General features: G+C 47.1%; 8 protein-coding genes and 1 pseudogene. 6 read left to right on the top strand and 3 right to left on the bottom strand.

All coding sequences use genetic code 11. The annotated features are described in order from the left end of the window. Window positions 1-139, bottom strand: a pseudogene (locus V6C93_RS28480) (photosystem II D2 protein (photosystem q(a) protein)); the annotation flags it as partial. A 415-nt stretch (window positions 140-554) separates the two neighbouring features. On the opposite strand from V6C93_RS28480, the gene V6C93_RS28475 reads away from it, so the two are divergent. From V6C93_RS28475 to V6C93_RS28460, 4 genes are all read left to right on the top strand, one after another. Then, window positions 555-1121 (top strand): photosystem I assembly protein Ycf4, encoded by a 567-nt coding sequence (locus V6C93_RS28475; protein ID WP_333480047.1) that lies wholly within the window; start codon window positions 555-557, stop codon window positions 1119-1121. Between the two features lie 86 nt (window positions 1122-1207). Further along, a complete protein-coding gene (locus V6C93_RS28470; protein ID WP_333480046.1) occupies window positions 1208-1963 on the top strand; it encodes a peptidylprolyl isomerase in 756 nt (251 codons plus the stop codon). A gap of 184 nt (window positions 1964-2147) precedes the next feature. Next, complete coding sequence (locus tag V6C93_RS28465) at window positions 2148-3413, top strand: beta-ketoacyl-ACP synthase (protein WP_333480045.1); 1266 nt, start codon at window positions 2148-2150, stop codon at window positions 3411-3413. 82 nt (window positions 3414-3495) lie between these two features. Then, window positions 3496-4581, top strand: coding sequence for an ATP-binding protein (locus V6C93_RS28460; protein WP_333480044.1), 1086 nt, complete (start codon window positions 3496-3498; stop codon window positions 4579-4581). A gap of 83 nt (window positions 4582-4664) precedes the next feature. On the opposite strand, the gene tnpA is transcribed toward V6C93_RS28460, so the two are convergent. Beyond that, the gene (gene tnpA, locus V6C93_RS28455; protein WP_333480043.1) at window positions 4665-5072 is read right to left on the bottom strand and encodes an IS200/IS605 family transposase; all 408 of its coding nucleotides are present in this window, start codon (window positions 5070-5072) and stop codon (window positions 4665-4667) included. 168 nt (window positions 5073-5240) lie between these two features. Next, the gene (locus tag V6C93_RS28450) at window positions 5241-5726 is read right to left on the bottom strand and encodes a hypothetical protein (protein ID WP_333480042.1); all 486 of its coding nucleotides are present in this window, start codon (window positions 5724-5726) and stop codon (window positions 5241-5243) included. Window positions 5727-5905: 179 nt separating this feature from the next. On the opposite strand from V6C93_RS28450, the gene V6C93_RS28445 reads away from it, so the two are divergent. Then, window positions 5906-7447, top strand: coding sequence for an FAD-dependent oxidoreductase (locus tag V6C93_RS28445; protein ID WP_333480041.1), 1542 nt, complete (start codon window positions 5906-5908; stop codon window positions 7445-7447). Window positions 7448-7535: 88 nt separating this feature from the next. Then, the gene (locus tag V6C93_RS38845; protein ID WP_333480040.1) at window positions 7536-9197 is read left to right on the top strand and encodes an adenylate/guanylate cyclase domain-containing protein; all 1662 of its coding nucleotides are present in this window, start codon (window positions 7536-7538) and stop codon (window positions 9195-9197) included. Window positions 9198-9303 lie beyond the last annotated feature (106 nt).

Here is a 9303-nt window from a genome sequence, read left to right as displayed (position 1 = left end):
CCCCTAGCGCGAGGTAGGCGCAAGGGAACAGTAGCAGGCCAGACCAGCCGACGAAGACGAAGCGATCGCGCTTGAGCCAGTCATCGAGGACGTCAAACCATCCTCTTGTACTTGCTGCGCGTCCGACTGCTATTGTCATAGTTCCAAATCCTCTTACATTAATAATTCGCAAGGATTCCAGTTTGACGCTTTCGCGTAGGGTTTTGACATCTCCACAGCTATACGAGTGTGAAGTTCCCAAAGAGGTAAGCCCATTAGACTCACTTCTTTAGAGTAAGGATGTGTCAGCCACCCTTTACCACCAACTAGAGCACTAGCGGGCAGAATCTTAATGTTTCTTAACTTATCACATTTTTACACTGTTACCCTAACCCCTGTTAAGGGAGATAAGGCTTTCAGCATTTACTTTCTAATAATAATGAATATCAAATTTTTTACAAATTTACACATACTTCCTCAGAATTTCTTTAGATCCGCTCTCCCTTTGCCAAAAATGTCATAGTAATGGCAGAGTGTGTTTGGCAAATCGTGAGATAGGGGGGCAGGATTGATTTATGACAGCATCGACAACCCAACGAGAGAATCGCGTTATTCGTCAGCCGATTGTAGGCTCTCGCCGATTCAGTAACTACTGGTGGGCAATAGTTGTCTCTTTGGGAGCAACAGGTTTTTTCTTAGCGGGGCTTTCCAGTTACACCCAAGTTAATCTGCTTCCTATAGGGGATGCGACCCAGCTAATATTTATCCCTCAGGGGGTAGCGATGGGGTTCTACGGCGTAGCAGGTCTGCTACTTGCCCTGTACTTGTGGCTGGTTATCCTCTTGGATGTTGGGGGCGGCTACAATGAGTTCAACAAAGAGAGCGGTAGGGTTCAAATCTTTCGTTGGGGCTTTCCCGGTAAGAACCGTCGAATCGAGTTTAGCTGCCGCCTACAAGATGTTCAGTCAATTCGAGTAGACATCAAAGAAGGGCTTAACCCCAAAAGAGCGCTATATCTTCGGGTCAAAGACCGCCGGGAAATCCCTCTAACTCGCGTTGGACAGCCCATATCCTTATCCGAACTAGAAGATCAGGGGGCAGAACTCGCTCGTTTCCTGGGTGTGCCCCTAGAAGGCTTGTAAGTAATCTTGTAACTAGTTTTGTCGAGCGGGAACAGATCTGCTTACTATGATTCAGTAGCTAAGGCTACAAGAACGGTAAATTAAACATGCAGATAAAAATCCAGCGTTGGTTCTCAATACTTTTGATTGTTGTGGGTTTGGCGATCGGGGGATGTAGTACGCAAGAGGCGACTCCCCTTAAATCAAGTAACCCAAAAGCAGCTGAAACAGCCTCTGTCCCTGTGGCTGAGAGTCCCAGTCCTCAACAGGGCAATTTACCAAGACTTGAAGGAAAGGCGACGGTGGTGCTGAAGGTAAAAGGCTCACCCATCACTCTAGAAATCGATGGAACTAATGCTCCCATCACAGCCGGGAATTTTGTAGACCTTGTCCAGCGAGGCATCTACAACGGGCTGGTTTTTCATCGGGTCGTGCGAGACCCTGAACCCTTTGTGGTTCAAGGGGGTGACCCTCAAGGGAAAAATCCCAGCATTCCAGTCGAGCAGCTGGGAACAGGCGGTTTTATCGATCCACAGACCAAACAAGAGCGTTATATTCCTCTAGAAATCAAGCCTAAGGGCGCACAAGCTCCGATCTATAGCCAAACGTTCGAGAAAGCGCGCATCTCTGTTCCCCCTCAACTCAAGCATACTCGTGGTGCTGTGGCTATGGCTCGCTCAACTCCTCCCGACTCAGCTTCCTCACAGTTTTATATTGCTCTAGCCGAACTGCCGTTTTTGGATGGAAACTATGCTGTCTTTGGCTATGTTACCAATGGCATGGAGGTGGTGGACAAGATTCAGCAGGGCGATCGCATTGAGTCCATTGAAGTGACCAAAGGTATCGAAAACCTCAAGAAATAGCGGATTCGTGAGCAGGCTTAGAATCCTGATTGCTTTTTCATCGACAGTCAAATCCTTAATTTCCTTAATAAAGGGCAAAGCAAAGATTGGTAGTAGGTAAAGCCTGTATTCCCCAGCTCTACCTACTACCCGTGAAACCGTTGGCTTAAAACCAACTCCATAGATTAAACTTGATGAGGTTTGCTTGAACGGTTGGGAGCAATTAGCTTTGTCTGCGGTGGAGGTAGTTGTTACTGGCATCGGTTTGCTCTCGGCTTTAGGTAACCTAGAATCAAGCTGGCAACATCTGATTAACGGAAAATCTGGAATCAAGCAGCATCAACCGTTTCCAGACCTACCTTTCCGCCCTCTAGGGCTGATGAGGCACACCGTAGGCTCTCTAGAAAAGCTCACTCAGCAGGTTGTAGCGGATGCCATTCAAGATGCTGATTTGCCTCGGTCGTTACCCGACTGTGGCGTAGTGATTGGGTCAAGCCGTGGTTGTCAGGCAGGGTGGGAGCAACTGACAAGGAGGCTGGAGGGAAGAAAATATGGGGACATGGAGCTAGGGGGACACGGTGAATTTAAAGAAAAACTCTCTACATCAACGCATTTACCCCTCTCTGAATTTTCTTCCCGATCTCCAATACTAAAGTTAGAAAATTGGTTGGATACACTTCCTCACTGCGCCGCGATCGCAGCCGCCCGTCAAGTAGGATCATTAGGTCCGGTTATGGCACCAATGGCAGCTTGTGCGACAGGACTTTGGGCGATCGCTCAAGGGATGGAACTGATTCAGATGGGTCGATGCCAGCGAGTCATTGTCGGTGCTGTTGAGGTTCCCATCACCCCACTCACACTGGCAGGATTCGATAAAATGGGAGCTCTAGCCAAAACAGGTGCCTACCCGTTTGATAAGCGGCGCGAAGGCTTAGTTTTAGGAGAGGGAGCTGCTGTCTTAGTCTTAGAGTCAGCCGAATCGGTGATTAATCGAGGTGCTCCAGTTTATGGAAAGTTGCTGGGGTTTGGTTTGACCAGTGATGCTTATCACGTCAGTGCCCCAGATCCAGATCGGCGCAGTGCGATCGCGGCTGTCAAGCAATGTCTAGAACGTAGTTATCTTTTCCCCTCTGATATTGATTACATCCACGCTCACGGTACCGCTACTCAACTCAACGACCAGAACGAAGCTGAGTTGATTCAGAGGGTGTTTGCTCAGGGTGTTCCAGTTAGTTCTACCAAAGGAGCCACGGGTCATACCCTGGGAGCATCTGGAGCCTTAGGCGCGGCTTTCTGCTTGAAGGCTTTAAAGCATCAACTCCTACCGCCCTGTGTAGGGTTGAGGGAGCCAGATTTTGAGTTGGATTTAATAACCACGCCTCGCCAAGGTCAGATTCGGCAGATACTCTGTTTCAGTTTTGGATTTGGCGGTCAGAATGCGGTGTTAGCTTTAGCTCAGAAATCAACGTGAGCCAGCGCACTCTTTAGACGAGCGAAAGATGTCAAGCTAAAATCAAGCAATTTGTGAGACTAACGATGCAGTTTTCTCTCCTATGGAACTGAAATCGCATAAATTTATATCCTTTTTTGAGCCTGAACAAGCTTCAGAACTATGCCGCATAGCGACTGTCGAAGACTTGCCTGATCAGACCCTCATTTTTGATGAAGGCGATCCCGCTGATTTCTTGTACCTGGTTTTAGCCGGTCAAGTGGAATTTAGAAAACGGATCGGCCCTGATCACTATCAAAGCCTAACCAAAGCTCTGCCGAATGGTTTCTTTGGGGAACTTGGGATTTTGGATGGACAACCTCGTAGCACCCAAGCCATTGCCTGTCAAGAGGCAACTTTAGCCAAGATTCCTGGTAATGGTCTGATGCAAATCCTGGAGAACACAAAAGGCAGTGTAGCCATTAAACTGTTTAGTTATATGATTCAACGTCTCAGGGACTCGACGGACGAATATGTGAAACAAGTCGTTCACAAAGAGAAAATGGTTCTACTGGGGGAGATGCTGAACACCGTTATTCATGATTTCAAAAGTCCTTTGAGCGGGATTAATTTAGCCAGTGGCATGATTCAGGAGCTACACTCGGATGAAGAAACCGTTGAGTGGTGCTATTTGATTCAAGCCCAGGCTCATCGAATGTCAGCAATGGCAGAAGAATTCTTGGAATTTGTGCGGGGGAATTCCGTATTAAATAAACAACCCATTAACCTTGCTCTGGCATTGCAGCTTTTTGAAAAGCTGAATCGCGTTTACTTTCACGAGGCACACGTTGAGTTTGTAATTCAGGTAGCGGATGTCATCGTGAATGTTGATGAAAACAAGCTTATGCGTGTTGTGCAAAATTTGGTGGGGAACGCTGTTGAGGCGTTTAAAGGATGTGGGGGTCGTGTTGAACTGACGGCTTGGGTGAGCGAGTCAGGTGTGAATATCAAGATTCATGATAATGGCCCAGGCATTCCAGACGCGATTAAAGAGCGCTTATTTGAGGCCTTTGTGACCTACGGTAAACATAGTGGGACTGGATTGGGAACTGCGATCGCCAAATCGATTATCGATGCTCATGGCGGGAACATTTCTTTCGAGTCCAGTTGTCATGAAGGAACAACCTTTTACATCAGCCTTCCTTTGTGAAGGGGATAAAGAATGCCCACACCCTGAAGGGTGGGGCTACACAAACAAAGCCTGCGTAAGCAGGCTGAATTTAGCGGATCAAATTAGCTGAGTTCCCAGTCGGAGATGAGGGATTTTTGGCGATGGTGCTGCGCTTGGTTGCGAATGTAATCAGCGATTTGCTCAATTTGATTGCCACTGACTGTAAATGCGCCATAGCCACCTTGCCATTTGAAAAATTCTCCTGGTTTGATTTCGTGGGTGATTAAGTGAGAAGAGCTGCCTTTTGCTTTGCCAATTAGATCAGAGATAGTCAACTTTGGTGGGAAACCCGTTAATAGGTGAACATGATCTGTCATGCCGCCAATGGTAATTACTGTGCATTCTAATTGGCTACATTGTTTCACTATTGCGGCATAAATCACTTCTTGAATGTCTGGTGTTACTAAGGGTAATCTATCCCAAGTTCCCCAAACTAGATGAAGGTACAACTGTGTAAAATTTCGATGCATATCCCTCTTGTAAAGAAAGCCCGCACCCTGAAGGGTGGGGCTATACGAGCAAAGTCCTCACTAAAGCCCCGGAGCTACGCGGACTACAATTATTCAGCCTGCGTAGGCAGGCTTCGTTTGTATAGCCGCGAGTTCACTCGTTCGGCTTGTCTGGTACAAGATGATAGCTCAATCGAGTATTCCTGATTTTTTCATCAATTTCCTAGTGTTTGCGGGAACTTGATTCATCTCGACAGGATATCCATGAAAAAAACCATTGTTGGCGTTATCTGTGCGGTTCTCGTAGTCAAATCTATAGAACCGTCTGTTGTGATAACTGTACACTCTGGTACCCAAAGGAAAGCCCCGCTTTAGAACTCTCTGAGCTGTTTGCTCATCGAGATCCATAAGTGTTCCCGCACCACCACCTTGATGCTTGGGTATTGGATTATACCCTCTGCCATTCAAATTAAGGTTAATAACATTGCGTGGGTTACGGATTTGCGACCCTCTTCTTCGCGGTAATCGAATGCGTGGTCTTTTGGCTATCTGTGAATTTAGCGGCAAAGGCAAAATATCTCGTTGTCCTTGCTGCGTATAAGCCTGACTAGATTCTCCAAAAGCTGAGAGTAAAACGAGTAATGCAATTGACGGAGCCAGCCAACTTTTAGACATAATAACTCCTATCAAAATCTTAAAAACTAAGCGTACTTCACCTGGATTGATGGAATCTCAATCCGACGATTGCCGCGAGTTCACTCGTCAGGCACCCCTCCACCTTCCGCCCCAGGTGACGCTCCAAACCTTTGCCGATTAGGATTAAGTACGGAGCATCTCACCAAAGAGAGACACCCATGAGCCAAACCGAACAAATTCTTTCCCAGTTGCCTGGGGATGTACTAGGACGCCTTCGGAGTGCAGACAAAACCTGGCAAGCGTTGCGAGAAGATACGGCCCCAATCCCCCTAGTGGTAAAAGAGAGCAAAGAGCCTTTAGGAACAGTGGATTGGGATGTCGTCATCTGTGGTGGCACCTTAGGAATTTTAATCGGTGCTGCCCTCCAAAAACGGGGTTGGCGAGTGGCTCTCATTGAACGAGGAATTTTGCGGGGTAGGGAACAAGAGTGGAATATCTCCCGTAAAGAACTAGAAGTATTTTTAGAACTAGGCTTGTTAGAAGCAGAGGAATTAGAGCAAGCGATCGCAACCGAATATAACCCGGCTCGCATCAGCTTTCACCAAGGGCCCGATTTCTGGGTACGGGATGTTCTCAACATTGGGGTTGACCCCATCTTTCTCCTCGATACCCTTAAATTGAAGTTTCTGGAAGCCGGAGGACAGCTATTTGAAAAGGCAGCCTTCAATGGTGCCGCCGTGCATCCAGATGGTGTCTTTGTTGAAGCAGCAGGTGGATTAAAGACACGGTTGCTCATCGATGCAATGGGGCACTTCTCGCCCATTATCCAACAGGTACGGCAGGGCGAAAAGCCAGACGGTGTCTGCTTAGTGGTTGGCAGTTGCGCTCAAGGCTTTCCCCAAAATGAAACAGGCGACTTAATTGTCTCTTTCACTCCAATTCAAAATCAATGCCAATACTTCTGGGAGGCGTTTCCCGCACGGGATGGTAGAACCACTTATTTATTTACCTACTTAGATGCTCATCCAGAACGTCCCAGTTTAGAATTTTTATTCGAGGAATACCTGCGCCTCTTGCCAGAATATCAAGGCGTGGATGTGTCCCAGCTTGATTTTAAACGAGTGCTGTTCGGCTTCTTTCCCGCCTATCGCGACTCGCCCATCCGTATGCCTTGGAGCCGAATTTTACCTGTAGGCGATAGCAGTGGTAGTCAATCACCCGTAAGCTTTGGTGGGTTTGGTTCAATGGTCAGACATCTGAGACGCTTTACTCAAGGAATCCATGAAGCTCTCGAAAATGATGCCTTGACACGAAACGCTTTAGCACAGCTACAACCTTATCAGCCCAATATAGCTGTTACATGGCTATTCCAGCGAGCGATGAGCGTCGGGATCGATCAACAACTGTCGCCCAATCAAATCAACCAGCTTCTTACAGGCGTCTTTCAGGCAATGGAACAGCTAGGAGACGACGTACTCCGTCCCTTCTTACAAGACGTTGTACAGTTTTCTGGATTATCCAAAACTCTGTGGTTAACCTCACTGACTAAACCGGGACTTGTACTCCCAGTAATTCCTCAAGTTGGACTACCAACCCTACTCAATTGGAGCGTTCATTACTTTAATCTGGGTCTCTATTCTGGCTTGTATCCATTAGGCCAGTTCATGAGTGATGTCATAAAAACGCTGCCACCGATATCACAATACTACTACCGCCGTTGGCTTGAAGCATGGCGGTATGGCTCTGGGGGCGATTACTAAACAGAAAAGTCAAAAGTCAAAGACATAACTAATGACTAATGGTTAAAAACCAGGATTTAAATACGCTCGTCCAAATGTTTTTCAGCTTATGAATTTATGGAAGAGCCTAGTTATAGCTCGGCGCAGGTTGAGCATCATTACCAAATTTATATTGGCATTCGTTGCCCTAGTGCTATTGATTGGTATTGTGGCACTGACCGGCTTTGTTGCACTCAATGCAGTACAAAGTGAGACGCAATACGCGATTGATACGGGTATTCAGATGCAGCGATTGGTGTTTGAGATGGATGCCCAATTGAGAAATGCTCGTCGCTTAGAAAGAGACTTTTTTTTACTCTGGCCAACGATGGGTTTTTCCCAGGCGAATCAGGAGTATGCTCTAGAACATACAAGGACGATTGAGGATGTCCTAGATAAGAGCAGTCGCTTACAAGATGGGCTTAAACGTTCCAAAGCGAGTAGAACTCTACGCCAAAGTACCAAAGAGTTACAGGATTACAGAGAGAAAGTCGAGCGCTATTCCGTCAATTTTCATGAGGCCGTTGGGTTGGTCAGCGATTTGGGTATAGAAAATGTTGGGGTACTCGCAAAACTTGAACAAAATTCAGAAAATCTGCGTGACAGTTTCCAACTCGTTGATGCTCCTGAGTTGATGGTTTCTTACCTGGAAATGCAATCCTTGGAGAAGGAGTATCTGTTAACTCGCCAAGAGTCCAAAATGAAGTTGATGTCGGAAGCGGCGAAGCGGTTACGCAACGGCGTTTTAAACAACTCAAAGTTGAATGCGGTAGATCGCGATCGCAGTTTAAAGGCTTTGGATGCCTACGAGTCAGTTGCTCAAGAGATTGTTCAGCTCAATGAAAAAATTCTTAACAAAATCCGCAACAATGTCGATGTCGATACAGCTGCGGTTTCTGAAAGGCTGCTCAGATTGGCAAATGTTGAAGTTAAGCAGGCACGCTCATCTCTAGATGGAAAAATTCAGTGGGCACAGGTAAGGCTGATTACATCGGCTTCAGTTGCGTTTATCCTAGCTGGGGCCGTCGCCAAACAGTTTGCGTCTGCATTGAGAGCATTAGCACGGGAAAAGGCCAAGTTAGCACAGGAGCAAGACAAATCGGAGCGTCTGCTGCTGAATATCTTACCCGCACCGATCGCTCAGGAGCTGAAGCGAGAGGATCGTCAAGAGGGCACGATCGCCGACAGTTTCGCTGAGGTAACTGTCATGTTTGCCGATCTTGTCGGCTTTACGGAACTCGCGGCACAAACTGATCCCATTGAATTGGTTGAAATTTTAAATGTGATTTTTTCGGAGTTTGATCAGCTGACCGAAGACTATGGTTTAGAAAAAATTAAGACGATTGGGGATGCTTATATGGTAGTGGGAGGGTTGCCAGATCCCAATCCGAACCACGCTGAAGCGATCGCCCAGATGGCTCTAGAGATGCAAGCCAGGATTGCTGAATATTGCATGGATACGGGGAAAACCTTGAGTATCCGCATCGGAATTAATACCGGGCCAGTCATTGCGGGCATTATCGGCACGAAAAAATTTATCTACGATCTATGGGGCGATACGGTAAATATCGCCAGCCGTATGGAATCTCACGGTATACCCGGTAGCATTCAGGTTACAGAAGCCACGTATCAATGCTTGAAGTCGCGGTACCTGTTTGAGGATCGGGGGATGATCAAGGTGAAGGGTAAGGGACTCATGAACGGCTATTTACTCCTGGGAAGAAGAGGTTGAAGGTTGAAGGTTGCAGGTTGCAGGTTGCAGGTTGCAGGTTGCAGGTTGCAGGTTGCAGGTTGCAGGTTGCAGGTTGCAGGTTGCAGGTTGCAGGTTGAAGGTTGCA

It is taken from the genome of Allocoleopsis sp., assembly GCF_036703385.1.
Lineage (GTDB): Bacteria > Cyanobacteriota > Cyanobacteriia > Cyanobacteriales > Coleofasciculaceae > Allocoleopsis.
Note: the sequence above shows the minus strand (reverse complement) of the source record. Positions and strands in the feature narration are given on the sequence as shown.